General features: G+C 71.5%; 28 protein-coding genes. 21 read left to right on the top strand and 7 right to left on the bottom strand.

Going from position 1 to position 26,848, the window contains the following annotated elements; translation table 11 throughout:
• Nucleotides 1-795: 795 nt before the first annotated feature.
• On the top strand, nt 796-1,986 hold the full coding sequence (locus GHR20_RS31175) for an ROK family transcriptional regulator (protein WP_153815048.1): 1,191 nt from the start codon (nt 796-798) through the stop codon (nt 1,984-1,986).
• Nucleotides 1,987-2,264: 278 nt separating this feature from the next.
• Nucleotides 2,265-2,660 (top strand): ATP-binding protein, encoded by a 396-nt coding sequence (locus GHR20_RS31170; RefSeq protein WP_194859035.1) that lies wholly within the window; start codon nt 2,265-2,267, stop codon nt 2,658-2,660.
• A 316-nt stretch (nt 2,661-2,976) separates the two neighbouring features.
• On the opposite strand, the gene GHR20_RS31165 is transcribed toward GHR20_RS31170, so the two are convergent.
• Nucleotides 2,977-4,203, bottom strand: coding sequence for a cytochrome P450 (locus GHR20_RS31165; RefSeq protein WP_243878180.1), 1,227 nt, complete (start codon nt 4,201-4,203; stop codon nt 2,977-2,979).
• A 150-nt stretch (nt 4,204-4,353) separates the two neighbouring features.
• Here GHR20_RS31165 and GHR20_RS31160 point away from each other — a divergent pair, with 150 nt between their 5' ends.
• The 10 genes from GHR20_RS31160 to GHR20_RS31120 all read left to right on the top strand — a co-directional run bounded on the left by GHR20_RS31160 (nt 4,354) and on the right by GHR20_RS31120 (nt 11,530).
• Nucleotides 4,354-5,427, top strand: a complete 1,074-nt coding sequence (locus tag GHR20_RS31160; protein WP_243878179.1) for a beta-ketoacyl-ACP synthase III — start codon at nt 4,354-4,356, stop codon at nt 5,425-5,427.
• A gap of 11 nt (nt 5,428-5,438) precedes the next feature.
• The gene (locus GHR20_RS31155) at nt 5,439-5,747 is read left to right on the top strand and encodes an acyl carrier protein (protein WP_153815046.1); all 309 of its coding nucleotides are present in this window, start codon (nt 5,439-5,441) and stop codon (nt 5,745-5,747) included.
• A gap of 46 nt (nt 5,748-5,793) precedes the next feature.
• The gene (locus GHR20_RS31150; RefSeq protein WP_153815045.1) at nt 5,794-6,696 is read left to right on the top strand and encodes an alpha/beta hydrolase; all 903 of its coding nucleotides are present in this window, start codon (nt 5,794-5,796) and stop codon (nt 6,694-6,696) included.
• 61 nt (nt 6,697-6,757) lie between these two features.
• Nucleotides 6,758-7,765 carry a ketoacyl-ACP synthase III gene (locus GHR20_RS31145; RefSeq protein ID WP_153816197.1) on the top strand — a complete coding sequence of 336 codons (1,008 nt, stop codon included), beginning with the start codon at nt 6,758-6,760 and terminating at the stop codon, nt 7,763-7,765.
• A complete protein-coding gene (locus GHR20_RS31140; protein ID WP_153815044.1) occupies nt 7,762-8,007 on the top strand; it encodes an acyl carrier protein in 246 nt (81 codons plus the stop codon). Before GHR20_RS31145 ends, GHR20_RS31140 begins: the two co-directional genes overlap by 4 nt.
• Nucleotides 8,004-8,918, top strand: coding sequence for an alpha/beta hydrolase (locus tag GHR20_RS31135; RefSeq protein ID WP_153815043.1), 915 nt, complete (start codon nt 8,004-8,006; stop codon nt 8,916-8,918). The genes GHR20_RS31140 and GHR20_RS31135 overlap by 4 nt, the downstream gene beginning before the upstream one ends.
• Before the next feature lie 18 nt (nt 8,919-8,936).
• The gene (locus tag GHR20_RS31130) at nt 8,937-10,184 is read left to right on the top strand and encodes a glycosyltransferase (RefSeq protein ID WP_153815042.1); all 1,248 of its coding nucleotides are present in this window, start codon (nt 8,937-8,939) and stop codon (nt 10,182-10,184) included.
• 175 nt (nt 10,185-10,359) lie between these two features.
• Nucleotides 10,360-10,572 carry a hypothetical protein gene (locus GHR20_RS37805; protein WP_243878178.1) on the top strand — a complete coding sequence of 71 codons (213 nt, stop codon included), beginning with the start codon at nt 10,360-10,362 and terminating at the stop codon, nt 10,570-10,572.
• 2 nt (nt 10,573-10,574) lie between these two features.
• Nucleotides 10,575-11,063, top strand: coding sequence for a phosphotransferase (locus GHR20_RS37800; RefSeq protein ID WP_243878177.1), 489 nt, complete (start codon nt 10,575-10,577; stop codon nt 11,061-11,063).
• Between the two features lie 206 nt (nt 11,064-11,269).
• A complete protein-coding gene (locus tag GHR20_RS31120; protein ID WP_153815041.1) occupies nt 11,270-11,530 on the top strand; it encodes a hypothetical protein in 261 nt (86 codons plus the stop codon).
• Nucleotides 11,531-11,634: 104 nt separating this feature from the next.
• Here the strand turns inward: GHR20_RS31120 and GHR20_RS31115 are convergent, their stop codons facing one another.
• Nucleotides 11,635-12,450 carry an SDR family oxidoreductase gene (locus GHR20_RS31115; RefSeq protein WP_153815040.1) on the bottom strand — a complete coding sequence of 272 codons (816 nt, stop codon included), beginning with the start codon at nt 12,448-12,450 and terminating at the stop codon, nt 11,635-11,637.
• A 302-nt stretch (nt 12,451-12,752) separates the two neighbouring features.
• Here GHR20_RS31115 and GHR20_RS31110 point away from each other — a divergent pair, with 302 nt between their 5' ends.
• The 5 genes from GHR20_RS31110 (at nt 12,753) to GHR20_RS31090 (ending at nt 17,347) form a co-directional block, all read left to right on the top strand.
• The gene (locus tag GHR20_RS31110; protein WP_243878176.1) at nt 12,753-13,742 is read left to right on the top strand and encodes a DUF4129 domain-containing protein; all 990 of its coding nucleotides are present in this window, start codon (nt 12,753-12,755) and stop codon (nt 13,740-13,742) included.
• Nucleotides 13,739-14,275: a hypothetical protein gene (locus GHR20_RS31105; protein WP_153815038.1), complete on the top strand. Its 537-nt coding sequence runs from the start codon at nt 13,739-13,741 to the stop codon at nt 14,273-14,275. The genes GHR20_RS31110 and GHR20_RS31105 overlap by 4 nt, the downstream gene beginning before the upstream one ends.
• Nucleotides 14,276-14,400: 125 nt before the next feature.
• Entirely contained in the window at nt 14,401-15,408 is a 1,008-nt protein-coding gene (locus GHR20_RS31100) for a MoxR family ATPase (RefSeq protein WP_194859034.1), read from the top strand.
• On the top strand, nt 15,405-16,751 hold the full coding sequence (locus GHR20_RS31095) for a DUF58 domain-containing protein (protein ID WP_153815037.1): 1,347 nt from the start codon (nt 15,405-15,407) through the stop codon (nt 16,749-16,751). The genes GHR20_RS31100 and GHR20_RS31095 overlap by 4 nt, the downstream gene beginning before the upstream one ends.
• Nucleotides 16,748-17,347: a hypothetical protein gene (locus GHR20_RS31090; RefSeq protein WP_153815036.1), complete on the top strand. Its 600-nt coding sequence runs from the start codon at nt 16,748-16,750 to the stop codon at nt 17,345-17,347. The genes GHR20_RS31095 and GHR20_RS31090 overlap by 4 nt, the downstream gene beginning before the upstream one ends.
• A 77-nt stretch (nt 17,348-17,424) precedes the next feature.
• Here the strand turns inward: GHR20_RS31090 and GHR20_RS31085 are convergent, their stop codons facing one another.
• Together GHR20_RS31085 and GHR20_RS31080 are read right to left on the bottom strand one after the other, a co-directional pair.
• Complete coding sequence (locus GHR20_RS31085) at nt 17,425-18,210, bottom strand: L,D-transpeptidase family protein (protein ID WP_153815035.1); 786 nt, start codon at nt 18,208-18,210, stop codon at nt 17,425-17,427.
• Between the two features lie 87 nt (nt 18,211-18,297).
• Entirely contained in the window at nt 18,298-19,293 is a 996-nt protein-coding gene (locus GHR20_RS31080; RefSeq protein WP_237520232.1) for a hypothetical protein, read from the bottom strand.
• A 252-nt stretch (nt 19,294-19,545) separates the two neighbouring features.
• Between GHR20_RS31080 and GHR20_RS31075 the strand changes: the two genes are divergently transcribed.
• Nucleotides 19,546-20,181: a papain-like cysteine protease family protein gene (locus GHR20_RS31075; RefSeq protein ID WP_153815034.1), complete on the top strand. Its 636-nt coding sequence runs from the start codon at nt 19,546-19,548 to the stop codon at nt 20,179-20,181.
• Nucleotides 20,182-20,186: 5 nt separating this feature from the next.
• Nucleotides 20,187-21,044 (top strand): hypothetical protein, encoded by an 858-nt coding sequence (locus GHR20_RS31070; protein ID WP_153815033.1) that lies wholly within the window; start codon nt 20,187-20,189, stop codon nt 21,042-21,044.
• Between the two features lie 232 nt (nt 21,045-21,276).
• Here the strand turns inward: GHR20_RS31070 and GHR20_RS31065 are convergent, their stop codons facing one another.
• Nucleotides 21,277-21,879 carry a TetR/AcrR family transcriptional regulator gene (locus GHR20_RS31065; RefSeq protein ID WP_153815032.1) on the bottom strand — a complete coding sequence of 201 codons (603 nt, stop codon included), beginning with the start codon at nt 21,877-21,879 and terminating at the stop codon, nt 21,277-21,279.
• Between the two features lie 95 nt (nt 21,880-21,974).
• Here GHR20_RS31065 and GHR20_RS31060 point away from each other — a divergent pair, with 95 nt between their 5' ends.
• Complete coding sequence (locus GHR20_RS31060; protein ID WP_153815031.1) at nt 21,975-23,219, top strand: NADH:flavin oxidoreductase/NADH oxidase family protein; 1,245 nt, start codon at nt 21,975-21,977, stop codon at nt 23,217-23,219.
• Nucleotides 23,220-23,307: 88 nt separating this feature from the next.
• Here the strand turns inward: GHR20_RS31060 and GHR20_RS31055 are convergent, their stop codons facing one another.
• Nucleotides 23,308-25,140: a VCBS repeat-containing protein gene (locus GHR20_RS31055; protein WP_243878175.1), complete on the bottom strand. Its 1,833-nt coding sequence runs from the start codon at nt 25,138-25,140 to the stop codon at nt 23,308-23,310.
• A gap of 155 nt (nt 25,141-25,295) precedes the next feature.
• Here GHR20_RS31055 and GHR20_RS31050 point away from each other — a divergent pair, with 155 nt between their 5' ends.
• The gene (locus GHR20_RS31050) at nt 25,296-26,192 is read left to right on the top strand and encodes a hypothetical protein (protein ID WP_153815030.1); all 897 of its coding nucleotides are present in this window, start codon (nt 25,296-25,298) and stop codon (nt 26,190-26,192) included.
• 77 nt (nt 26,193-26,269) lie between these two features.
• Here GHR20_RS31050 and GHR20_RS31045 read toward each other — a convergent pair whose 3' ends face one another.
• Nucleotides 26,270-26,734 carry an N-acetyltransferase gene (locus GHR20_RS31045; protein ID WP_111585492.1) on the bottom strand — a complete coding sequence of 155 codons (465 nt, stop codon included), beginning with the start codon at nt 26,732-26,734 and terminating at the stop codon, nt 26,270-26,272.
• Nucleotides 26,735-26,848: the final 114 nt, after the last annotated feature.

The raw sequence follows: 26,848 nt of genomic DNA, 5'->3' as shown, positions 1-26,848 counted from the left end.
ATGGGCAGCCTTACCCGAGGCATGAAGGCGTGGTCGTTGGTGTGGTAAATGACAACCGCCGCCCTGTCAACTCCTGTCGAACGTGTGCGGCACTGCCAACTGCGTCCGCCACAGCTTCACCGCCAAGCGCAGCCGAGTGGGAACACCACCAATGGTCGCCACGGACGCCGGTTTGGCTAACCGGCGATCGTGGTCTATGTTGCGCCCCCCGTCACGCGACCACGGCGGCCCGCACCTTGGGATCCCGCCCCTTCCTATGCCATGCCTAGCCGCCGTACCGAGCCACGTGGACGACGTCGAGACCGAAAACGAAGGTGCTTTTGAGCATCCGGACAGAAATGGAGAATCGGATATGGCGGGCCTCCCATAAACAGCCACGCCCATTATCGGCAAGCCACAACGAACGAATGATGCCCTGACAACTGACCCAGCTTCTTCGAGGAACGTTGCAGGTTGACATGGTCTCTGCGTAGGTTCCAGTCTTTTGGAATCTTTTTTTGTCTGCCGTGGGCGATCTGCCTCGTAGTTCCTGCTGCACCCTGTTGCCAATAGCTATCGGCACGCGGCCATGGGCGTACCTCGATCGGGGCTTCCTGCTACAAACTCGGGGTTGGCGGGACCCACCGGGGACGGGATGCGCAGACGTCGCCGCCTTGAACATAGCGATGCGCGCCAGAGAGGGATACCGAAGCGCCCTCACGAGAGCCGGCTCGGTTCATCTGGCGGGGGCGTCTGGCGATGTACGTCGAGCAGGCAAGGTTGCGCAGGTGAAGCCGTGAACTCGGGTCCGGTCGTGTGGCAGGCACTGCCGGACGGCGGCCGGTACGGGCGGTCGGCGACCTGAGCCGCGAGAATCTCGCGGCGATGGTCACACTGCTGCGCGACCACGGGCCGCTCGCCCCTTCCGAGATCGCCACCCGGCTCGGCAGCGGGGCCGCCACGGCCTCGCGGCTCAGCGCCCGTCTGCTGGAGCTGGGACTGGTCGCCGAGGGCCCGCAGAACGGCCAGTCGGCCGAGATCGGACGGCCCAAGGTGCCCCTGGCCTTCGTCGCGGACGCCCGCATGGTCGCGGCCGTCCACATCGGCGCCACCCACCTGCGGGTCGGCCTGGTCGACCTCGGCGGGAGCGTCCACTGCGAGGCCGACGTCCCCCACCCCGACCCCGCGCCGTCCGCCGTGGTAGCCGCCGCGCGCAAGCTGCTGAGCAAGGCGATCCGCGCCTCGCCGAGCCGAGTGGTCGGCATCAGCATCGTCACCGGCGGCTGGGTGGACGGCGGAACCGTCGTCGAGCACCCCGCGCTGGGCTGGAACGACGTCCCCCTCACGGAGGCGATCGGCCGGGGCTTCGGACTGCCGGTGCTCTTGGAGAGCCACGTGCGCGGCCTGGCACTGGCCGAGGCCAGGCTCGGCGCGGCGCGCGGTGTGCGCAACCTGGCCGAGCTGCACATCGGCAATGTCGTCGATGCCGCGATCATGGTCAACGGCACGCTGCTGCTCGGCCTGCGGTCCTCCGCCGGAAGCGTCGCGCACCTGGTCGTGCGACCGGTCGGCGGCAGCCCGTGCACCTGCGGGGCGACCGGCTGCCTCCAGGCCGAGACGGCCGACCCCGCCCTGCTCGACCGTGCCCGCGCCGCCGGACTGCCGGGTGACCTGCGCAGCACCGACGAGTTCTTCCGGCTCGCCGAGCAGGGCGATGCCACGGCCGACGCCCTGCTGACCGCCCGGGCCGAAGGCATTGGCCGAGCCGCGGCCGTCTTCTTCGACCTGGCGAACCCGGAGCGGGTCGTGATCGCCGGCACGCTCCCGGGCCGCGACGACCGGTACCCTCCGGTCACTCGGGCGGCCGCGCGCGCCGCGGCCCACAGTGCCCCGGACGTCGAGGCGCGCCTCGGCCACACCGGGCTCGGGCCGCAGGCCCTGTTCACCGCGGCCGCCGCGCCGCTGCTCAAAGCGTATTTCGACGACCCGGTGGCCTTCGAGCCGTAGGCGGGACGGAGAACGCGATGAACCGCAGGACGGACCGCCGGCACATGGGTGCGGAGGGTCGGTAAGGCCGATGTCGGCCGGGCCGGCTCACCACGTATACGGATACCTGCTTCTGCCTCCCCTGATAGCCGCACACGGTGTGCGGCGCGCACGGTCGAAGTGAGCCCGCACACGCACCACCAACGGGACACCCGAGGAGCCGACCGTGAATCCAGACCCAGAGCCCCAGCCCGAACCTCCACCGGTCCGCCGCCGCAGGACAGACCCCCGGAAAGCCGGTGGCCCTGTGCAGCCTGCCCGCGACGACCGCCGCAGTCCCAGCCCTGCGCCGCTTCACGTGCGACACTGCCGACCGCTGGGCACTGCCCGCCGACACCCGCGACGCCCTGTCGCTCGTCGTCACCGAACTGGTCACCAACACGGTCCTCCACAGGGGCAGTCCGGAGGTCACACTGCTGCTCACCCACAAGGGCTCCGCCCTCACCGTCGAGGTCAAGGACGCCGGACGCCGGCGGACCCGACGCACTGCCCGCGTGGCCGCCGAGGATGCCGACGCCTCCTGCGGCCGGGGACTGAACCTGGTCCGCCACTGCACCAGCTGGTGGCTCGCGCTCCTCACGGCAGCCGGCACCACCGTGGTGGCCTGGCTCCCCGTCGACGCGGCGGCCGCGTAGTCGGCAGTGGTGACGTCAGAGCGTGGTGAGACCGGAGGGTTGCAGCCGCTGGTGGCGGCCGCCGACGACCCGTTCGACGATGTGGATCGCCCCGGTGGCGTCGACGGCGATGCCGTGAGGGCTGTTGAGGCGCTGAGGAGCCCTTGAGCAGCTGCACCGCGCCCTGAGCCGGCGCGATGTGTTCGCCTCCGGGATGATCCGCTTCGTCGACGGCCCGCCCGGCGGCATCGCCCGGGCCGCGCCCGCCGGCTGGAGGGCGGCCGGAGCCGCTTTGAGGGCGGCGGGCGTAAGGTGCGCTGCGCTTGTTGTGGGACGGTCACCTGTGGGGAGCTTGGAGGCGGACGGGTAGTGAGGCGAGGGCTCGGAACATGCCCGGCTGCCACTGCAGGTCGGATGGGTCGCAGAGCAGTTGCATATAGGGGAAGCGGTCAAGGAGACCGGTGAAGGCGATGTCTGTTTCAAGGCGGGCGAGGGGGGCGCCGACGCAGTAGTGGATTCCGTGCCCGAAGGCCAGGTGGCCGACGGAGGGTCGGGTGATGTCGAAACTGTCCCCGGCAGTGAACTGCGTCTCGTCCCGGTTCGCGGCGGCGAGCGCGATGGCCACCGGCGAGTTGGCGGGGATGAGGGTGCCGGCCAGTTCGACGGGTTCGGTGGTGAAGCGGAGAGTCGCTGTTTTGACGGGGCCGTCGTACCGGAGGAGTTCCTCGATGGCCCCGGGCAGGAGGCGGCGGTCTCGCTGGAGACGTGCGAGCTGGTCGGGGTGCACAAGGAGGGAGGTCATGCCTGCGCCGATGAGGTGCACGGTGGTCTCATGGCCGGCGACCAGCAGGAGGAAGGTGGTCGCGACGAGTTCCTCGGGGCTGAGCCTTCCGTCGGAGTTCTGCGCCTGGACAAGGTGGCTGAGGAGGTCGTCGGCGGGGGCGCGGCGTTTGCTGTCGACGAGTTCGCGTAGATAGGCCAGGAGGGCAGGGGCCGCCATCGTGATGCGCTGGGGGTCGTTGGACATGCGGGCGCTGAGCCAGTGGTCGAAGCGTTCACGGTCGGGCTGCGGCACTCCGAGCAGTTCGCAGAGCACCGCCATCGGCAGGGGGTGCGCGAAAGCCTCCATCAGGTCCGTTTCGCTGTGAACGGCCATACCGTCGAGAAGTTTTCTTGTGGTGCTCTCGATCGAGGGGCGCAGCCTTTCCGAGGCGCGAGCGGTGAATGCCTTGTTGACCAGGCTGCGCAGGCGGGTGTGGTCCGGTGGATCGGAGTTCAACATGTGCGACACAAGGTCCACGGCGAATGCCATGACGTTGGCCTTGCGGTCCAGGTTGGCCAGGATGGACCGTCGGGCCATGTCGACGTTCTTCGACAGGCGCGGGTCAGTGAGAGCTTTGCGGGCTTCGGCGTATCCGGCTACGACCCACACTTTCAAGCCCCCGGCCGCGACGGCTTGAAAGACAGGACCACCGCATTTCTCCTGCGAAAAGAATACCTGGGGGTTCGTAATGTATTCCGGGCTGTCCATCGAAGGAAGCCCGGTTGCCTGTTCGATGCTCACCGTACGGCCCCTTAATCTCACGCTTCTGCTGTCGGCGCAAATTGTAGGGCTACGCCGGCAGTCTTCCGAAGTCGCGCATCAGACCTGTCGGAGTAGCGCATTATTTGCACTATTTACATATAAACGGAATGGTTTGACAAGAGTTTTGCTTTGCTCTACCGTCTCGCGCGTTTGGCTTTCCGGCTGGATCGTTCAAAGTCTGGAGGTTTCGTGTCGCTCCAAACGGTTTCTGTGATCACGAGTGTCGGCTCCTGTCTTCCGGAGCGTGTGATCGGAAATCTTGATGAACCGCTGGCCTCGTTGGATACCACTGACGAATGGATTCGTTCCAGGACTGGTATCGAGCGTCGGCGGTGGGTGGAGGCGGGAACGAGCACGGGCGATCTGGCGGTGAATGCCGCCAGATCTGCGCTTGGGCGAGCCGGACAGCCGGTGGTGGACCTGGTGGTGCTGGCTACGACCACCCCTGATCACCATTCGCCCGGCACGGCTCCTGCGGTGGCTGCCCGCCTCGGCCTGGGAACGGTACCGGCATTCGACGTGTCGGCCGCCTGTTCGGGTTTCACATACGCCCTGGCGGTCGGGGATGCGTGGATCAGGGCCGGAACGGTGCAGTGCGTGCTGGTGGTGGCGGCGGAGACGTTGTCAACGATCACCGACCCCTCGGACCGCGGCACCGCGGTTGTGTTCGCCGACGGGGCGGGGGCGGTGGTGCTCCGAGCCGGCTCCCCGCTGGAGCCGGGAGCCGTACTCGCCACGTCCCTTGGGAGTGACGGGACCCAGGACGACCTCGCGGTGGTCCGGGCCGGCGGTTCCCGCTGGCCGGACCACGCCGGAGAGTCGTCCTTGGCGGACCGGTGCCTTCGCATGCGCGGCCCGCAGATGTTCGCTCACGCCGTACGCCGCATGACGGACTCCTCGCGGTCGCTCCTGGAAACGGTGGGCTGGCCGGTCGAGTCGGTGGGTGCGTTCATCGGACACCAGGCGAACCAGCGCATCCTGGACAAGGTGGCGGATCTCGTCGGCGTGAGGGCCGAGGCCAGGTTCGGCAACATCCGCGAGGTGGGCAACACCTCCTCCGCGTCGATCCCTCTCGTCATGGACGAACTGGTTGCCCGGCAGGCCGTCCCCCCGGGAACACGCAGCCTCTTCACTGCCTTCGGCGGCGGCGCCGTGTGGGGCTCGGTCGCCTTGTCCTGGCCCCTGATCAAAGACTACGAGTGAGGCAGACTCTCATGAGCGATCCCAGTACCCCGCCGCTCGGCTATATCCAGAAGTACCTTGCGTCGGAGCACAACATTCCCTTTGAGGACCTGGTCGGGACCAGAACCTTCGAAAGCCTCGATCTGGACTCCATCGCCCAGGTCGAAATGTTCGTCACACTGTCGGACCACTACCGCATCGAGCTCGACGACTCTCTTGCCTCAGCGGACATGACCTTGGCTCAGACCGCGGACATGGTCGGGGAAGCCCTTCTTGAGAAGGCCGCCGTCCCTCACCAGGAGGGTGCGGCAGACAACCGCACCAACCAAGCTCACTCCTGACCGACCTCCCGCGTTTCCCGCTCTCCCGCCAAGAAATCGGAGAACCATGCCCGCACCCATCACCCGCACCCTGCCTCTGGACGGCCTGTCCTTCTCCTACCAGGTGCAGTGGGCCGAGCGACCGACGATCGAGCCGGTGTTCGTGATCGGCGGGGTTCTGCAGGGCATGCACGGCTGGTCGATCATGGAAAACCATGTCCTGCCTCACGCCGGCCTGATCTCCGTAGACCTACCTGGGGCCGGAGAATCGACTCCGCTGCGGCCGGAACAGGACATGGAGACGATGTGCCGGGCCGTCGAGATGATCATCGACGATCTCGGTCTGGACCGCGTCAATTTCCTCGGCTACTCCTTCGGCTCCGCTGTCGCCTTCCGCTGCGCCCAGCGACGGCCCGACCGCATCGCCCGCCTGGTCCTGGGCGGTGTACCGGTACGCATCAGCGACAAGCTGATCGACCTGTGGATGCGTGGCGCACAGCGCATGCTGGAGGGAGATCCGAACGGCTTCGTCGATGTGCTGACCGAGATGTTCCTGTGCTGCGACACCGATGTGGTCATCCGTAACCGGGACGTCGTGCGACAGCTGGTCAAGCGCATGACACTGCGTGCCGTCACGGCCAGCGCCCATGGCTTCAGGACCATGGAGCGCTCGGTTCTGGAGAACCTCGACCCGGTCGGCGGGCTCATCGGGGTACCGACGCTGGTGTTCTGCGGCGAGCACGACACCATCAGCTCCGCTCACGAGCAGCAGGATTTCGCCCGGACGATCGACGACTGTGCGTTCGCCGTGATCGGCGAAGCGGACCACTGGGTGTTCATGCAGCGCCGCGAGGAGGCCAGCGACCTCGTGATGCGCTTCTTCACCGGACATTCCGTGGCCGACCTGGACTACCTCACCACACCCGTTTCACCCCGCCCGTCGGGCGAGCCGACTCCTCTGGGCCGCTGATCGGCAGCGTGACGGCGATTCCAATGCACATCTCACCGAGTAGGACACAGCGGTGACCAGCATGGTCCTGTCCGGTCTGGGCTGCTGGCTGCCCCCGACCGTGGTAGCCAACGCCGACCTGATGAGCGCCGAAATGGACAGCTTCGTGCGCCGGCGTATCGGCGTCATCAATCGGCATCGCATCAGCCAGGGATCAGCCACCGTTCACCTCGCCACCGAGGCAGCCGCACTGGCGATGAACGCCGCGGGCGCGCGCACGGTCGACACGCTCATCCTCGCCACCACCACCCCCGACCGGCTCTGCCCCGCCGGCGCCCCCGAGGTGGCCAGCCGACTGGGGCTGAACGGCATTCCCGCCTTCGACATCAACGCCGGATGCTCGGGCTTCCTCTACGCCCTGGAACTGGCTCGCGGACTGCTCGCCACCTCCGCACGCACCGTCGTGGTCATCGGTGCCGAAAGCGCCTCCACCATGATCAACCCGGCGGATCCCAGCACAGCCCCCATCTTCGGAGACGGCGCCGGTGCGGCAGTGGTACGCCGGGCAGAGCCGGGAGAGAGCAGCACGTTCGGGCCCACAGTGTGGGGCAGTGACGGCACCCTCGCCGATGCGATCGCCATCCCCGCCGGAGGATCGCGCCAGCGTGTGCCGGCTCCAGGACGTGGTGAGGGCGACCTGTTTTTGCATCTGCGCGGCCCCGAGGTTCTGCGCAACGCCGTACGGCGTATGAAATCGGCAGCCACCGGAGCCGCGGCCGCGGCCGGCTGGCGACTCGACGACGTCGATCTGCTGATCACCCATCAGGCGAACGCCACCATCAGCACCGCCCTCGCCGCAGCTCTGCCTTTCCCACCGGAGCGCATGCCGTCCAACATCGACCGGGTCGGCAACACCGCGGCCGCCTCCGTCCCGATCCTGCTAGCCGACACCGCCGCAGGGGGCCTCCTCGCCGAGGGGAGCCGGTTGCTGGTCACGGCTTTCGGCAGCGGCTTGTCCTGGGCCGCCACCACCGCCCTGTGGCCCGGCGTTCCTGCCCTGACCTCACACGAGAAGGAGTCCGCATCATGAAAGACGATGTCCTGACCACCGTCATCGACATCCTCACCACGAAGGCAGGACTGCCTCCCGGACCGGTCACCCCCACCGCCACGCTCAAGGACGCTGGCGTCGACTCCATGGCCGTCGCTGTCCTCGCCATGATCCTCGAGGATGACTACCAGCTGGTCATCACCGAGACCGCCCTGACAGCCCATTCGACGGTCGCGGACCTTGCAGCCTTCGTCGAAACACGGATGGCCACCCGCGCGTGAGCGCCAGCCTGGCCCCCACCACCCCCCAATTCCAGGCAGCGGACCGGCAGATCTACTGGCGCGCGGCAGTCTTCCCCTGCCGCATCCTCACTCCTGTGGCTGCCACCGCCGGACCACCGCTGCTCGTACTCGGCGGTGGACTGCAGACCCGCCACTCATGGACCCGCCTCGAACAGCGGCTGGCTCCCCACCATCCGATGCTGATCCCCGACCTGCCTCCCGCCCAAGCCCCTGGCGGCCCCGACCTGAACTGGGACGACCTCACCGACGCCGCCATCAGCACCCTGGACCAGGCCGGAGTGAGGCAGACAGCCGTCCTCGCGGTCTCCTCCGGCTACCCCGTGGGATACCGCCTCGCTCAACAGCACCCCCGCCGGATCACGCACCTGATGCTCTTCGGCGCATCACCGAAGCCCGCGCCTCGCCTGACCGCCCTCATCCAGCAGGGGCTGCACCGCATTGACCAGATGCCCTGTGCCCCGCACGCCCGAGCAGAGCAGGCAGGGCACCTGGTCGCCCTGCTGACCAACCCTCAGGCCGCCGCCGACAATCTGCTGATGAGGGCGGCCGCCAAGGTCCTACTGCAGCACCTGCTCTCCGCGCCCCACGACCCCCTCACCGCCTACGTCCGCGACCGCGGAGCCCTGCTCCTGGACCAGCCCCTCCCGCCCGGGGGCATCAGCGGCGTGCCCACCCTCGTCGGTGTCGGCGAACACGACACCACCACCACGGTCGCCGACAACCGGGCCGTAGCCGCCACCATCCACGGTGCCGAGCTCACGGTCCTGGACAACTGCGACCACCTCCTCCACATGGAACGCGACGCGGACTTCGCCAGCCTCGTCGCCGATTTCCTCCGGCGGGGCACCCCCGCCGAAATCCCCGGCTGCACCACAGAAACCCTGCCCTGACGCCGCTGCAGGAGAATCATGGACCCGACCCCGCCCACCCCGAGCGGCCCGGCACCCCCCCAGCGCATCCTGCTGACCACATGGGGCAGCACCGGCGACATCACTCCCTACACAGGCATCGCCACCGCCCTCATGGCAGCTGGCCACGACGTGACGGTTCTCACCTCCAACCGCTACACCCCCCTCTTCCGCGCCCACCAAGTGCACGTCCACCCGATCCCGCTGGAGGACCACGAAGCACTCATCGGACACCACCCCTCACCACGAGCCCGCCTCCGCAACGCCCAGAGCATGGCCGTGATCACCGCACAAGCAATGCTGGCCGCAGCCGAGAAGCCCATCGATCTCGTGCTCACCCACCCCCTGCTCCACCCCCAGGCCGCTGTCCTCGCCCGCGGCCTGAACGTCCCTTGCCTGGGCACGTACACCGTCTCCCACGCCATGATGCTGCCCCGCATCCTCGGCCCCGCCTCGGACTGCAGATACAAGATCGCCGACACACTGACCCGGCTCACCCTCAGCCCCATGTACCAGCCCGCCGTCACACTCCTGCACCGGGAACTCGGCATGAGAGCCGGCCCCGCAGCCCACTTCTCCACCTTCCACGGATCCCAGCCCGTCCGCTACGGACTCCACCCCGGCCTGACCCCGGCCCCCGCACTACGCCACCCCGACCACCGGGCAATCGGCCACTGGCAGCCCGCAACCGAACCCGGCTGGAGACCCGACCCGCGTCTGGAGGAATTCCTCGCCGCAGGCCCTGCCCCCGTCTACTTCGGCTTCGGTTCCATGACCAACTTCGACGGCGACCACCTCCTGCGCTCCATCAGCCGCGCCGTAGAACACCTGCGCATCCGAGCGGTCGTCCAAAGCGGCTGGGCCGACCTGCACACCGAGCAAGAGGAGCTGATCACCGTGGGCGCCTGCCCCCACACCTGGCTCTTCCCCCGCATGCGCGCCGCCGTCCACCACGCCGGCCCCGGCACCCTGCACGCCTGCCTCGAAGCCGGCACCCCCGCCCTCCCCGTACCCGCCGCGTACGACCAACCCTTCTGGGCCAGACGCCTCAAGGCCCTCGAACTCACCCCCACCGCCATCCCCGTGCAGCGTCTCACCGAACACAATCTGACCGCCGCGCTGAAGGAACTGCTGACCAACCCCCACTACCGAAAGCGGACACAACGCTGGTCCGCCACCCTTCAAGCCCACGACGGCACCAGCACCCTCGTGAACGACATCGAACTCCTCACACAGCCAACCCAGTGAACGAGCGCACCCGGCGCATGAACCTACAGAGCAGGTACGGCATCCTCCGGCCGACACTGCCGACACTGCCGACACTGCCGGTACTGCTCACTGGCCGCTTAGGCGCTGGGCCGAGCAGCGCATCGGACCCGTCACGGACATCCGCGACGCCTCGCACGACTGGGAACGCTCCCGCGTGTGGGAGCTCGGAGGCGAGGGCGGGGGCCGCTGGTACGTGAAGGTCTCGCCCTCAGCGAAGTTCTTCACCCGCGAGACCCGGGCCTACCGTCTCGTCGTTCCCGCCCTCGGTCAGAGCCGGGCGCCCCACCTCATCGACATCCGCGCCCAGGACCTGGCCCCGCTGCTCACCGCGCTCCCCGGCGCCCCGGCGCCCCGGCGAAGGAACTAGGCATGGACGTCGCCGGGTGGCGGACCGTGCACCAGCAGGCCGGGGCGCTCTGCGCCCGGCTTCACGAAGCGGGTGAACTCGACCGCGGCGACCGGATGGAGGCTGAAGCCTCTCTGGCCGCCGCCGCTGACGGAGCGGAGAAGTACCTGGCTCGCGCCGGGGACCGGCTCGATCAGGACGAGCAGCAGCTGATCCGGGATCACGCTGCCCGTCTTCGCCGCGTCGGCCCGGTGCCTGTCGGCTACATCCATGGTGACAACCAGCCGAGGAACTGGCTGTGGTCCGAACACGGGCTCGCACTCGTCGACTTCGAACGATCCCGGCTCGCCGCTCGCATCCAGGACTTCGTCATCCTCGCCAACACCCAGTGGGCCGACCATCCGGACCGCGAGAAGGCGTTCCTCCACGCCTACGGGCGAGAGCTGTCCGACGCCGAGCAGCACGCGCTGCGCTGCCTGACCGCCTTGGACGCGGTCGACTGCCTGGCCTAGGGCCCAGACAACGGCGACGCCGAGGTCACCGCCCGCGGCCGGCGGACCCTGGACCGACTCATGAGGGAGGAACGGCCGTGAGCACCGTCCACGCCGACCTCGACGTGCTCCGCTGCTACGCCCTGCGACCCTGACTCCCACTCACCCCGGCGGGGATCAAGGTCATCGAGTACCGGGCCTTCGACGGTGCGGACACCGACGGCAATGTGCTGTTCGCCCGCGCCGACGGCAAGGGCAGCGTGGCCGATCTCTTCAAGGTACGCGACCACGCGGGCCGTCCCGTGACGGTGAAGGCCAAGACAGGCTCCCACGTGTACTACGTGGCCCGGGTCGAGGTCACCGGGCCGATCCACGGCAATCTGTCGGGCTGTCGCTTCTGGTACACGGAAGGGTCCACCGCGTACCAGCAGCAGTTGGACTGCTCCACCATCGTCCGGCTGGGGCCGCCCCTGGAGGACGAGAAGTAGTCCACGGTGCCGGTCCCAGAGGGGTTGAAGCAGGCGGAGGAACGGCCGGCATCGTGATCACGGTGCCGGCCGCTTCCGTCGGAGCGGCGTTCCGTGGCCGGGTCTCAGTGACCGGATTCCCGGCTCTCCATGCGGAAGCGGAAGGGCACGGTGCCCGGGTCGAGTGCCGTGGTGCCGCCGTCCACCGTGAGGGTCGCGCCGTTGACGTAGGACGCGGCGGGCGACAGCAGCCAGGCGATCGCCTCGGCGACCTCGGCCGGATCGCCGGGGCGGCCGGCGGGCACCAGTTTCGTGGCCTGCGCGTACGCCTCCTCGATACCGCCGTCCAGGCCCTCCTCCGCCGCGAAGCGGTTCATGCGGCCGTCGGCCATCTCGGTGCGCACCCAGGTGGGGCACACGGTGTTGGCCCGCACCCCCTGGTTTCCGTAGTCGACGGCCACCGAGCGGCACAGTTGCAGGAGGGCGGCCTTGGAGGTGGCATACGCGGCGTTGCCCCACCCGTTGCGCAACGCCGAGACGGAGGCGACCGCGACGACCGCGCCACGCGCCGCCAGCAGGTGCGGAAGGGCGGCGCGGAACATGAGGAACGGGCCGGTCAGGTTGGTGCGCATGACCTCGTCCCAGGTCTCGTCCGAGAGGTCGCCGACCGCGCCGCCGCGGCCGATGCCCGCGTTGAGGACCAGTCCGTCGAGCCGTCCGTGGCAGGAGATCACGGTGTCCACCAGGTCCTGGATCGCCGCGGGGTCCGAGAGGTCGCCGGGGTGGGCCAGGGCGCCGGTCTCGTCGGCCAGTTGCCGCAGTGGTTCGGGGCGCCGCCCGCCGATGACGACCTGGTGCCCGCCGGCCCGCAACAGCCGGGCGGTGGCGGCACCGATGCCGGTACCGCCTCCCGTGACGACGACAACGCGCGCTTCGATCATGGCCGTTGGGCCTCCTCGCCGGTCAGGGACAGATCAGGAGAGGTGATCCTCATTGGTCCGCGTCCTCAGCTCCTCGGGGACCGGCCATATTTCCGGTGCGGCGGAGAATTCGAGCCATGCGCCACGAGAAGGTTGTCCCGCCCGGCGGACTCGGCGGCGACCCGGGCACCCCGGCGCGGCCCCGGCCGTACCGCCGCGACCCCGGCCGTACCGTCGCAACCCCGGCCGTACCGTCGCAACCCCCGGCAGACACACCGTCAACCGGTGTGCCAAGCTGCCGGTCACACGGGAGGGGTGCAGCGGTGGGGCGGCGGGAGCATACGGCGGGCGGGCGGCGGCGGTACGGCACGATCGGCGGCGCGCAGGTCGCGTTGACGGTACTGGTGGTGGGCGGAGCGGCCGTGGGAGCGCTGCTGCTGCGCCCCGACGCGGGCCTGTCGGCCAAGGGGCGCGGGCCGCTCGGCGGCAATGCCGTCCTGGTGGGCGGTCTCGCCCTGCTGGCGTTCCTCGGCGGCCTGGCGCTGCGCGAGCAGTACCGGAAGCGGGTCCGCGCCGTCCGGGGACTCGGCCCGGTGGAGCAGCGGCTGGTCGACGGCGTGAGCCGGGTACTGCCGGCCGCGTCGCTGGTCGTACCGCTGCTCGTCCTGGCCCTGCACCGGTTCGCCCTGTCCGGCAGCGGCCAGGAGACCGATCTCGGGGGAAGCGACGGGCCGTCAGCGTCTCCCACTCCGCGAGAAGTCCCGGTCCCCGCCCCGCCGTCCGCGGCGCACGTCGACCACGGTATCCGCTTCGGGCCGACGCCCCTCCTGCTCGCGCTCGGCATCGCCCTGTTCGCCGTGGTCGTCGTGGTCGCCGGGCTGTACCTGCGGCGGTATCTGGCCAGGTCGCCGGCGCTCCTGGCCCCGTCCGCGTCCGCGTCCGCGGTGCCCGGCGACGAACGGGACCGGCTGACCCGGGCCGTGGACTCCGGGCGCCGTGCCCTGCTGGACGGGACCGACGCCCGCGCCGCCGTCATCGCCTGCTACGCCACCATGGAGGAGTCGCTCGCCGCCTCCGGGGTCGCCCGGCGCGCCTCGGACAGCCCGCAGGATCTGCTGGAGCGGGCCACCGCGGGCGGGCTGCCCGCGCGGGCGGCCGTCGGCGAGCTCACCGCCCTGTTCCGCGAGGCCCGTTACTCCACGCACCCGATGGACGACGGCCACCGCGACCGCGCCGCGGCGGCTCTCACCGAGATCGCCGACGGTCTGCGTGCGCGGACGGCCGGGTCCGGAGCCGCGGCGGGTGCCTCGTGAAGGCACTTGCGCGGATGCGGGCCTTCGCCCACTCCGCGGTACGGACGCCCGGGTCGGTACGGCACTCGCTCGTCGTACTGAGCGCCGTCGCGGTCGCGGCCGAGGTGCTGCTCGCCCTGGCCGACGGTGCCGCCGCGGCCGGCACCGGCCTCGCCCTCGTCGTCGCCCTCGCGCTGGTCCTGGGGCGCTATGCCGCGGGAGGCGGCGCCCAGGACAGCGACCACCGCAAGCGGGTACGCCTGCTCGGCAGCCACGCTCCGGCGCTCGGCGGGTGGCGGCGCCTCGTGGCCAAGACCCTCTCGGACGACAGCGAGGCGCATCTGCGCACCGTCATGCGGCCGCAGTTGCAGCGGCTGTTCGCCGCCCGGCTGGCCGAGCGGCACGGCGTGCTGATGTACCGGGACCCGCGGCGGGCCCGGGCGCTGGTCGGCGCCGAGCTGTGGCCGTGGATCGATCCCGGGGCGAGCGCTCCGCGGCCCACTCTCCCCGAGCCCGTCCTGCGCTCCCTGCTCGACCGGCTGGAAGCCCTGTGAGCCGCGGTCGATCCGCGAGCCCCCCGGCCGGCCCTGCCCCCACACCCACCGCCACTCCCGCAACCCATCCCATCCCAGCCCCACCCCCATCCCCATCCCCATCCCCATCTCGCGAGGATCCGACCGTGACCAGCACGCAGCCCATCCCGGACCACGACGCCCTGACACCTCGGCAGGCGGGTGAGGCGGCCGCGGCCGTGCTCGACGAGATCAGCACCGCCGTGGTCGGCAAGCCGGAGCCTCTGGCGCTGGTGATGCTCGGTATTCTCGCCGGCGGTCACGTCCTCATCGAGGACCTGCCGGGACTCGGCAAGACGCTGCTGGCCCGCTCCTTCGCCACCGCTCTCGGCCTGGACTTCCGCCGTATCCAGTTCACCCCCGACCTGCTGCCCTCGGATGTCACCGGCGCCCCGTTCTACGACCAGCGCACCGCCGACATGGTCTTCCGGCCCGGTCCGGTCTTCACCCATCTGCTGCTCGCCGACGAGATAAACCGCACCCCGCCGAAGACCCAGGCCGCGCTGCTGGAGGCGATGGCCGAGTCCCAGGTGTCCGTCGACGGCAGCACCCGGCCGCTGCCGGACCCCTTCGTGGTCGTCGCCACCGCGAACCCCATCGAGTACGAGGGCACGTACACCCTGCCCGAGGCGCAGCTCGACCGGTTCCTGCTGCGGGTGCGGATGGGCTATCTGACGGCGGCCCAGGAGACCGGGATGCTGCGCGCGCGTCTCGACCGGGCGGCGCCCGAGGCCGTGGTACGACGGCTCAGCGGGCCGGGCGGGGTGCTGGCCATGCGGGCCGCCGTCGAACGCGTCGAGGTGGACGACGACCTGCTGGAGTACGTCGTCGCGCTGGTCGGCGCCACCCGGGACCACCCGCACATCCAGGTCGGCGCGTCTCCGCGCGGCGGCCTGGCCCTGGTGCAGCTGGCCCGCGCCCGTGCCGTCCTGGACCTGCGGGACTACGCGACCCCGGAGGACGTCAAGTCCGTGGCGGTGCCCGCCCTCGCGCACCGTGTCACCCTCAAGCCGGAGCTGTGGGTCCGGCAGATCGACGGCGACGACGTGATCCGGGAGATCGTGCAGTCCGTGGCCGCCCCGCAGACCCTGCCCAGCATGCCGGCCGTGTCATGACGGAGCCGGTGCCCTCCGGCAGAGCGGCCGCCGCCGTCCAGCGGGCCCTGGACGGCCGCCCGGAACTGACCGCCGAGCCTCCGCCGCCGCCCCCGCCCGGCTGGCGTGCCGGTGAACGCGCGCTGCGACTGGGCACGTTGGCCGTGGTCGCGCTGGCCGCCGCGCTGGTCACCGGGCGGCCCTGGGTGCTCGCGCTCGCCGCCGCGCCCCTGGTGCTGCTCGTCCTCGCGCTGCCGGGCGGGCCGCGCCCGGACACGGTGACGGCCGAGGCCGAGGTGGAGCCGCGGCGGTGTTTCGAGGGCGAACGGGTGACGGTGCGGATCGCGGTGGCCTGCGACGGTGAGACCGGCCGCCTGGACCCCGGGGTCACCCTCGGCCACGGGGTCCGGCTCGACGGCCTGGTGGTCGGCCCGCGCCATGTCGAGCTCGCCCTGACCGTGCGGCGCTGGGGCCGCTGGACGCTCGGCACGGTCGACGTCGACGTCTACGACCGCGGTGGGCTGGCCCGGCGTACCGTCCGGGTCGAACTCGGTGAGATCGCCGTCTTCCCGCTGCCCGGACATGCGGGTCTGACGCCCGTCCCGGTACGGCTGCCGCAGCGGCTCGGTGAGCACACCGCGGCGCAGCGCGGCGAGGGCATCGAGGTCACCGGCGTCCACCCGTACGTGCGCGGCGAGCGGCAGCGGCGGATCCACTGGCCGGCCACCACCCGGCGCGGCAGCTTGCAGGTCCACCAGTTCGCCGCGGAGCGCACGGCCGACACCGTGGTGCTGCTGGACGTGCTCGCCGACGTGGTCGACCCGGTGACCGGCGTGTCCTCGCTCGACGAGTCCTTCCGGGCCGCCGCCGGGCTGGTCCGCGCCTATCTGCGCGCCCACGACCGGGTCGGCGTCGTGTCGGTCGGCGGGGTGACCCGCTGGCTGCAACCGGGCGGCGGGCAGGGGTACTTCTACCGGCTCGTGGAGAGTGTGCTGGACGTCCGCAAGGACGCCGCGTACCGCACGGAGGGGCTCGGGCCGCTCCCGCCGCCCGCGTTGCCGCGAGGAGCGCTGGTGTACGTCGTCACGCCGCTGGCCGACCAGCGGATCTTCGACATCCTGCGCCAGGTGCGCGGCCGGGCCAACCCGATGGTCGTAATCGAGATCCCGACCGGCGAACCGGCCCTGGAACCCGGCGACACCGAGGGCGAACTCGCGCTGCGGCTGTGGCGGGCCGACCGTTGCGCCATGCGCTTCGCCTTGGTGGAACGCGGTATCGCGGTCGTTGCCCACCGGCCCGGCGAGAGCCTCGACCTGGCCCTCGCGCCGCTGCTGCGCACCCGCGTCCACGGGGGGACCCGATGACCGCCGCCCCGAACCCGACCACCCGGGCCGCCCCGCCCTCCGCGCGTCCCTTCGCACGTTCCTTCGCGCGTCTCACCTCCCGCGTCACCGACCGCGTGCTCGGCACGGCCCTTGTCGTCGCCGCCTGCGATCCGCCCGCCGTCCCGCACGCGGGATGGCTGGTCAAGGCGCTGGTTCTGGGGGCGGCAGGGGCCGCGTGGTGGGCCGCTCCGATGGTCGACGCGCGCCCCGTCCTGACCTCCATGCGCCGGCGCGCCGTCGCGGTCCGCCGCAGGACGACCGTGCTGCCGGCCGCGGCGATCGCGATCGCGGCGGCCACCGGCCCCCCGCTCTGGCTGGTCGTCTGCGTCGCCGTTCTGCTGATCGCCTATCTGCTGGTCACCGACGCGTGGACCGTCGGGGTCACCGCCCCGCCCGGCCTGCCGCGGGCGGCCCCCGCGGCGGCGGCCAGCGCCGCGACCGCGGTGGTGCTGCTCGCCGCGCGGGCGCCGGTCGCGGGCACCTCGTGGGCGCGGCTGCTCGCCTCACTCGCCGTCGCCGCGACCGCGGTCTGCCTGGTGCTGGCGCTGCGCATCCGCCGCGGGCCGCCCGGCTGACCGCCGCGGCCGACCGGCCGCGACGGCCGCCGGGTGCGGGCGTCCGGAGCCTCGCGAACAGCTCCGGTGACCTCCCGTCAGACGCTCAGGTGGTCCCGGTCCCCCATCACCACGACGGGGTGCAGGCGGGGGTTCAGGGTGTGCAGCAGGGTCTTCATCCCGGACTCGGGGACGGTGACACAGGCGGACGTGCCGTCACCGTGGTCCAGGTGCAGCCATATGCCGCCGCCCTTCTCCACTCCCTGGGGACGGTTCCAGTCGAACGGCGCCACGCCCTTGAGCCGGTTGTAGTCGATGGCGATGACGTAGTCGAAGTCGTGGGCGTGTTCGTCGCCTTCCTCCGTCATGGACGCGAAGGCGTTGTCGTCGTACCAGTAGGGCAGACGGCTGCCGGGGTCCTCGAGCGACCCGCCCGCGTCCGTCAGGGAGAACGCGCCGATGGGGCTGCGCTCGTCGTCCAGGTGGTGGTCGGTCGTCCAGCCCTGCCTGCCGTTGTGGGCGGGCCAGGTACCCGAGAGTTTCCAGGTGGTGCCCTGCCGCTCGTAGAGCACGACGGTGCTCTCGGCGGAGTCGTGGTCGTCGCCGTAGACGACGACCGCCTGGCGGCTGTCGGCCGGTACGCGCTGCGACATACGGCGTCCGATGCCCGGAAGGCGGGGCACCGCTTCGGGGTCGGCGGAACCGGATGCCACCGGGATGCTGAGGCCGGGCGCTCCGGCGTGGTTCCTGCGACCGACGTCCCCGGCGCACCCGGCGGTGCCGGCCAGCAGCACCCCGCAGGCGAGGGCCACGGGTATGACATGGCGCTTTCCACGGGGCCGCGCCGATACAGGACTGGTCCGTACGACAGTAGATATCCGCATGATCAGGATGCTGCGGCGGACGGCCGGGGCGTGCATCCGCAGAGGGCATCCGGCCTAACAGTCGCCGCCTGATGGGCCCGAGAGACCCTAGTCCCACTCCCAGGTGATGCCGAGGACGCCCGGGCGTATCTGTTGCTCCACGAGGTGGACCGAGCCGTGGGCGTTGAGGGTCAGGTCGGTGACGGATCTGCGGGGGGCGGTCGCCGAGGGGCGGGTGAAGCGGCGGCAGTGGACGGGGAGGGCGGCGCGGTCGAAGCCGATCTGGAGGGCGTACTGGCCGCCGCCATAGGTGAAGCCGCGCACGTACTCCTCGCTGGGCGCGCCGGTCCCGTCCTCGAAGCGGTACCCGAGGACGGCCGTCTCCCCGGCTCTCAGCCGTGCGTCGAAGAGCAGCTCGACGACGACCATCCCCGACGCCCCGTCATGCCGAATCCGCCCGACCCGGCAGTTGCCGAGGCCGCGTACCCGCACCCGCTCGGTGTCGCAGCCCGGGTCCCCGAGGTGGATGGCGAGATAGCGGTCGACGCCGTCGCGATGGGCCCGTACGACATGGTGGGAGTCCCGTGCGAGCAGCTCCCGGCGGGCGCCGATGTGGACGTGCTCGTAGTGGATCACGGTGTGCAGGCCGCCGTCCTCCGGTGCCGCGAGGCTCGCCAGCAGTGCGTGGAGCGCGGCGGCGGGTTCGAGGAGGGCGCGGTACGGGCGGGCCGGGGGACGGTCGCCGTTGGTCCGTGGTCCTATCAGCCGGGTGAGCGCGTGCGGGGGAAGCTCCAGGACCTCTTCGAGCACGGTGACGGCGCGCAGCGACTCGGGCCGGTCGGGGCGCCGTAATCCGCGCTGCCAGTAGCTGAGGCTGGTCACCCCGACCCGGATGCCCCGCTGGGCGAGCCGGTGCTGCACCCGGTGCAGGGCAAGCCCGCGCGCGGCGAGCGCGGCCCGGAGCGCGACGGCGAACGGGCCGGTGCGCAGGGCTTCGGCGAGCTCGGCCTCGGGGGTGGGGCGAGGGGCGGGGCGGCCGGACGGGCCGAGGGCCGGATCACCGGAGCGCGGCGTGGCGTGGCGATCGGTGCCGTGTGCTGCCATCGGGGCTCTTCCCTCTCCCGCCCCCGTGACCGTCTCGCAGTGAACGTTCACATTCCCTTACCGGCACGGGGTGTTGCCCGTGGGCCGCCACCTGCCAAAACCACGGGGGCGTTCACAACCGTACGCGCGGAGTTTACTTCACGGCCGTGCCGCGGCGGAGGCCGTTGACCGGGGCCCGTCAGGTCATCAAAGCTGCTCTCGCAGCGTCCGGACGCGCACCGCCACTCCCCCACCTCGACCGGGAGCACTGCCATGTCCACCTCCAACCGGGGCCGTATACGGCTGGCGTCACTGGCTCTCGCGGCCGTCGCCGCCCTGACGCCCGCGTTCCTGCCCGCGGCCGCGCACGCCGCGCCCGATTCCGTTCACCAGGCGGCGCCTCGGGCCGCCGCTCCGCCCGCGGTCGCCGCCGCCAAGCGTCTGAACATCACCATGCAGGCACAGCAGAACAGCAATTGGTGCTGGGCGGCGAGCGGCAACACCATCGCCTCGTGGTTCGGGCGCGACTACAGCCAGAACCAGTTCTGCGACGCCGCGTTCGGCCGCCCCCAGGGCAGCGCCTGCGGCAACTGGCAGGCGGCGCTGAACAATGTGCAGAACGCCCTCGACTGGATGGGCATCAACCCCGGTACGTACGTGCGGGGTTATCTGCGTTACGCCACCGTGCAGAAGGAGATCGACGCCGGCCGCCCCGTCGAGACACGCATCGAGTGGAGCTCCGGGGGCGGGCACATGCATGTGCTGTACGGCTACGACGCCTCCAGCGGGCAGGTCTACTGGGGCGACCCCTGGCCCTCCAACTCCCGCTACAACTGGGCGGATTTCGACTACTACGTGGACAACAACTCGTTCACCTGGACGCACTCGCTCTACGGGATCGGAGCGTGACCCCCATGACCTCGAACCACACGAGGACGTCCGTCGTCGCGCTGCTCGCCGCCACGGCCCTCGGCGCGCTCACCCCCGTCTCCGCTCACGCGGCCTCCGGCCCCGCCGCCGTCCCCGCGCCCTTCACCACCGCGGCCACCGCCCAGGCGCGCGCGGCGGCGACCAGCCCCGCCACCCTCCGCACCCTGTCGCGCTTCTTCGCCCGCAGTGGCGTCATCAAGGCGACCGCCGCCCGGCCACACCTGGCCGGTCCCTCGGTGACCGTCTACTCCCTCACTCCGGAATTCGTCGCCGGACGGCGGGAAGCGCCCGTCGCCGCCCCGCGGTTCATCGCGAGCAAGGCGGTCTCCGCCGACGGTCAGGTCGCCTCCCTGTGGACCGTCAAGACGGCGCAGGGATGGAAGGTCGTCAACATCGCGACCGGCGGCGACGAGACCGACTACGTCGGCGAGGCGCACGGCCGCGGAACCGTCTTCCAGGAACCGCAGATCGACGCCTGGTACGTGGTGCGCGACGGCCGCGTACTCCCGCTCGACCCCGACGCGCGCCGCGCCGTGGGCAAGGCCGGCGTCTCCCTCGCCGGCTATCAGCGGCTGGTCCACAAGAAGTACGGCGACAAGCTCCCCGGGTCCGCCTACGACCGCGCGGGCAAGGGCGGCGGATACGGCGGCACGCTCGCGCCCCCGCCGGCCTCCGCGTCCACGGCCCACGCGGCTGACGCGGCCACCGTGGCACCTTCCGGCCCGTCGACGGCCTTCACCACCGCCGCGGTCGCCACCGCAGCCGCGGCGGTTGCCGCCGCCGTGCTCGCGGTCCGCCTCCGCCTCCGTCACGCACGGCGCTCGCGCCGCGTCGCGGTGTGACCGGGGGCTGATGACCCGGACCGACATCGGAAGGAAGAGCGGGGACCGGCACGGAGACGCCCAGGCGCTCCGTTTCCGGTCCCCGCCCGAGGCATGGGCCGTCGGCGCGAGCAGCCTCGGTACGCTCCGCGAAGAGGAAGCGTGCGGGCCCGAGTTCCAGCGGCGTTCCGCGACGTGACGTCGCGAGCCTGGCAGTTGAACGGACCCGACCGCCCCGGCACCCCGCGAGCCGCTACCCCGTCACCGCCGCAGGGGACTTCGCCTGAGCCGTGAACAGCGCGTGGACGGCCGCGCCCACCCGGTCGGCGACCGCCTCGGGGGTGGAGGCGTCGAGCTTGCCGTCGAGGTACAGGAACGCCAGGCCGTGCACCAGGGCCCACACCGTGGTGGCGAGCACGTCCGGATCGGCGCCGGGCAAGACGCCGCGGACGATGCCCTGGACGTATTCCGCGAGAGCGCTGGTCGCGCCGACCCGTTCCTCGCTGCCGGGATCGCAGGGCTCCGCGAACATCACCCGGAACAACGCCGGCCGGTCCAGCGCGAAGCGCACGTAGGCGACGGCGACCGCCGCGAGTTCGCCAGGGGTCGCGGGCGAGGGGTGCGCCGCGGCCAGGTGCCCGGCGAGTTCGCGGTAGCCCTGCGCGGCGACCGCGGAGACCAGCGCCTCGCGGTCCGCGAAGTGGCGGTAGGGAGCGGCCGCCGACACACCGGCCCGCCGCGCCACCGCCCGCAGGGAGAGCCCGGCGCTGCCGTCCTCCTCCAGCAGGTCCCGCGCGGCCCGCAGGCAGGCGGCGCGCAGATCGCCGTGGTGGTACGTGCCGCTCGCTTGCGACATAGGTCACACCCCCTCATGTTTACGGCGCTTACATCGGCGCCTTAATGTGAACGCTGCATACATCGTAAGCGATCGAGATCGAGAGGGGAACGCGGATGACCAGCGAGCTGTTCTCGCCCTTGTCCCTGCGCTCCGGACAGGTACTGGACAACCGGATCGCCAAGGCGGCCATGGAGGAGAACATGGCCGGCGACGGCCAGCTCCCCGGCAAGGAGCTGTCCGGGCTCTACCGGCGCTGGGCCGCCGGCGGCTCCGGGCTGCTGATCACCGGCAACGTCATGGTCCACGCCGAGGCGCTGACCGGTCCGGGCGGCGTGGTGCTCGACGAGGCGGCGCCTCTCGAACCGTTCGCCGAGTGGGCCGAGGCCGGCAAGTCCGGCGGCGGAGCGATCTGGATGCAGATCAATCACCCCGGCCGCCAGATCGCGTCCGACATGCCCGGGGTCGTATGGGGGCCGTCCGCGGTCGCCGTCGACCTGGGCAGGCACAGCGGCCGATTCGGCCGGCCCGTGGCCATGACGCCCGAGCAGATCCGGGCCACCGTGACCCGGTACGCGGTCACCGCCCGGCGCGCCGAGCAGGCCGGCTTCGACGGTGTGGAGATCCACGCCGCGCACGGCTATCTGCTGTCGCAGTTCCTGTCCCCGCTGGTCAACAAGCGCACCGACGACTGGGGCGGATCGCTGGAGAACCGGGCGCGGATGCTGCTCGACGTCGTCCGCGAGGTCCGCGCCGCCGTCTCCCCGTCCTTCGCGGTCGCGGTGAAGCTCAACTCCGCCGACTTCCAGCGCGGCGGGTTCGACGCCGACGACGCGCGCCAGGTGATCGAGATGCTCGCACCCCTCGGCGTCGACCTGGTGGAGCTGTCCGGCGGCAGCTACGAGAGCCCGGCGATGTCGGGCCGCCCCGCCGACGCGCGCACCCAGGCCCGCGAGGCGTACTTCCTCGACCTGGCGAAGGACCTGGTCACGACCAGCCCGCTGCCGCTGATGCTCACCGGCGGCATCACCCGGCGCCGTACCGCGGAGCGGGTGCTCGACAGCGGGGTGGCGCTGGTCGGGATGGGCACGGCCCTCGCCGTCACGCCGGACCTGCCCGACCGCTGGCGTCAGGGCCGCGAGGCCGACGCGCGGCTGCGGCCGGTGACCTGGTCCGACAAGGCGCTCGCCGCGACCGCCGGCATGGCGCAGGTCCGCCACCAGATGCGCCGCATCGCGCGCGGAAGCCGTCCCACGCCCCGCACCCATCCGGCGCTGGCCCTCGTCTCCGAGCAGCGCAGGCAGCGACGGGCGCTGCGCCGCTACCGAGCCTGGCTGTCCGCGTCACGGCACGCCGCGTAGGCGCACCGGACCGGAAAGGCCCCGCCGGGACCGGGTCGCCCGCCCCGCTCGCTCAGGACGTCAGGACGTCTCAGAACGTCAGGACGTCTCAGGACGTCGGCGCGACGAGCATGTGCTCCGTGCCCAGGGTGTTGCCCGGCGTGTCGGTGTACATGGTGGTCTCGCCGTCGGACCGCCGGACGACGAGGTCGTCGGTGCGGTTGTTCTCGGTGGAGTCGCCGGTCGTCATGGCGGCGACCTGGGCCCACCGCCCGTCGGGGTTCTGGATGCGCCGCTCGGCGCCGAGGCCGGACGTGCCGGTGCCGGGGTAGTTGTCGAGTTCGCCGTCGGCCCAGCGGACCACGAGGTCCCACTTCCGGTTGCCGGAGAACTCGCCGCTGGTGAGCAGGGTGGCCTTCTTCCAGGTGCCGTTGGGGGCCTTGAGCTGGTGCTTCTGCCCGAAGGTGCCGGCGCCGACATTGGTGTTGAGGGTGAGCCCGCCGTCGGCCCAGCGCACGATCAGGTCGGTGGCGTACCGCGTGGTGCCGAAGCGGCCGGCGCTGATCTGGACCGCGTTCTTCCAGGTGGCGTTGGGTTTGATCATCCGGGTGCCGGCCCACTTCAGCCCTTTGGAGCCGACGTCGCCGTACAGCGTGACCTCGCCGTCCGTCCAGCGGACCAGCAGGTCGAACTGGCCGGACCCGGTGAAGTCGCCCGCGGTGATCGTCCTGGCGTTCTTCCAGGTGCTGTTGGGCGCCACCAGCTGCCGCTCGGTGCCGTAGCCGCCGTGTCCGTCGCCGGGGTACAGCGTGACCTCGCCGTCGGTCCAGACCACGATCATGTCGCTGTGGCCGGTCCCCCGGAAGTCGCCGGAGGACATCAGCGCGGCCTTCTTCCAGGTGCTCGCCGATCCGGGCAGCCAAGGGTCGGTCGTCCCCACGTAGGGCGGGTTCTTGCCCAACTGCTGGTGGGCCGCCGCGTGCTGGAACAGGTCCTGGGCGTCCTTGCCGTAGAGGGGCGCGTACGACACCCAGTCGTCGTTGGCGTCGTTGCCGCCGCCGTTGTATCCGCCGGTGTTGCCGATGACGTCGCCCCGGCCCGTGGCACTGTCGTAGCCCTCGATCCACGGGCCGCCGGAGACACCGCCGTAGAAGCCCTTGCAGGCCATGCGCAGCTGCCGGAACCCGGGCAGCTGGGAGGTGGTGACGGGGCAACGGACCGGGGTGTGGCCGGGGTTGACGCCGCCCGAGCCGGGATAGCCGATGACGGTGACCTGGTGCCGGTAGCCGGTCGTGGGGGTGAAGGTGAGGGCGCCGGTGGCGTCCTCCACCTCGCCGTGGCTGTTGGCGTCGACCTGGGCGAAGGACAGGTCGAGGTCGGAGGCCGCCGACTTGGTGTTCGCCGTGTAGCGGGGGTCCGTGTAGACCTGGAGCACCGGGAACAGGCCGAACGGCTGCTGCGCGGCACTCTTGCCGCCGCGGTACTGCGGGACGAAGACGCGGTGCGTGGCCCTGCTCAGGCCGAGGCCGCAGTGTCCGGCGGTCAGCACGATGTCCTTGGCGGCCGTGTGCACGACGCTGCCGGTGCAGTAGGTGTCGCCGCCGAGGGGCTTGCCGTCGAAGAAGAAGGTGCCGACCATCGGGTGGCCCGCGAAGTGCTGGGGCTGGGGCGTGCCGGCCGGCGGCGCGGCGTGGCCGGCGGCCCGCTGCGCGCCGACCCCCTGTCGCGGGGCGGCCGGGGCCGCGGGCCCGTCGGCCGGGACCGCGTTCTTCATGCGGTCCGCCGTCCAGTACTTCTCCTCGCCGGCGAGACCGGGCCCGTTCGGGGCGGTCGCGGGGGGCGTGGGCCGGGCGGTCTCCGTCGAGGAGGCCGGGGTGGCGCCGAATATGCCCGCGCCCAGTCCGAGCGCGAGGACCGGAACCCATCTGTAGCTGGAACGCACCAAGGTGTCTTTCCGTCTAGGAGGGAGCCGAACGGTGAGCGATACCGGACCGTTGAAAGCGCATATATCGCACATATGTTCGCCACGAAGAGGATCAGCATACCGAGCGGCGGCGCCGGCTGACACGGCGTCGGAAGAAAGACAAGGCACAGGCGATGGACAGACTCCGCAGGACCCTGTGGGCAGCGGCCCTCCCCCTCCTGCTGCCCTTGGCGGCGGCCGGCCACGCCTCGGCCGCGCCGTCCACGCCTTCGCTCACGTACGGAAGCGTCACCCCGGTGCGGCCCGGCGACACGCTGACGGTCGACGCCCGGTCCGGCGAGGCCGCGTACGGGGACACCCTGCACTCGTCCGCGTTCGTGGCGACGGGCACGCTGCGCATGATGCATCCGCTGCTGACCACCACCGTCACCATCGCCTGCGACGCCCGGCCCGGCGTCCTGCCGGTCACCCGGCGCGGCGCCGGAGACACCGGCCCGGACGAACACCCGCTCCGGTGGGCGCGGGTGCGGGTGCGACCGGTCGGCGAGGAGGCGCGCCGGGCCTGTCGCGACAGGGTGCGGCACCTGCCCGCGCCGCCCCGGGAGGAGCGCTGGGCGCCGGACTCCACCTGGCCCCAGTCGGAATGGGACGTGCGCGCCTTCCGGGCCGGCAGCCGCGTCACCGTCACCGACAACGACGACGAGGGTGCGGACGGGGACATCAGCCTCACCTCCCGCGCGTTCGCCGACCGGCCCGTGCTGCGGGGCGCCAGGGCCGTCCTGACCGCCACCGCCACGCTCAAGTGCGGTACCAAGCCCGGCCTTTACGTCGTCTACCGGCACGATTCCCGGCTGAGCGACCCGGCCCGGCCATGGGCGCGCCTGCGCGTCACCGCTGCCTCGGCCGGCAAGGCGTGCTCCACCGACCAGGCGGCCCACACCCTCGGGACGTACTCCCGCACCGGTGTTCTGGCCTGGACCGCGGGCGGTGTCTTCCTCGCCGCTGCGGCGGGCACGGCACTCGTCCGGCGGGCCCGGAGCCGCCGCCTCCGGGAGGAAGCGGCGGAGTAGGGCGCGCGGCTGATCCGCGCCCCGGCAGAACCCGCCGCCGGGAACGCGGTTCACGGGCGATCCTTCGGCGCGGTGGCTCAGCGAGGGGCGTACGCCACCCGCTCGAAGGGCCACGCGCGCTCCAGCCAGTCACTGACGACGCGATGGAGCCCGGCGTCGAGGGAGGCATGGCTCGCGCGCACCCAGGAACGGACGTCGGTGACGTCGGGGTCCTGGCGTGAGCCGTAGATGTAGACACAGCCGATGACATCGCCGTCGGGGACCGACAGGACGGTGTACGTGAAGCCGGTGCGGTGGTCGAAGTCCTCGGCGTGCCGGCGGAGATCGTCGAGGTTGGCCTCCAGGGACATGCCCTCCGAGGGGGGCCAGGAGCGGCCGGCGAAGCCGGGGGTGGCGCGGATGTGGGCGATGCTGGAGGTCCAGGCGGCGTGATCCGCGGCGTTGTGCCGGGGGCCGAGGGGTTCCAGCCGGAAGCGGTCGGTGGCGGGCGGCGGCGGTACGACGAAGTCGGGGGCCACGAGGGGCCGGGCAGGTGAGGTCACCGCGGGAGGGTACCTCCGGGCCCCCGTCGGCCTCCCGCCCATATCCGCCGATCGCGCCGCGCGCCAACTCCCGCCAGGGGTCGCCACGTTGACCACGACGCCCGCTTCGTCTTC

The sequence above is a fragment of the Streptomyces sp. SUK 48 genome, assembly GCF_009650765.1.
Lineage (GTDB): Bacteria > Actinomycetota > Actinomycetes > Streptomycetales > Streptomycetaceae > Streptomyces.
Note: the sequence above shows the minus strand (reverse complement) of the source record. Positions and strands in the feature narration are given on the sequence as shown.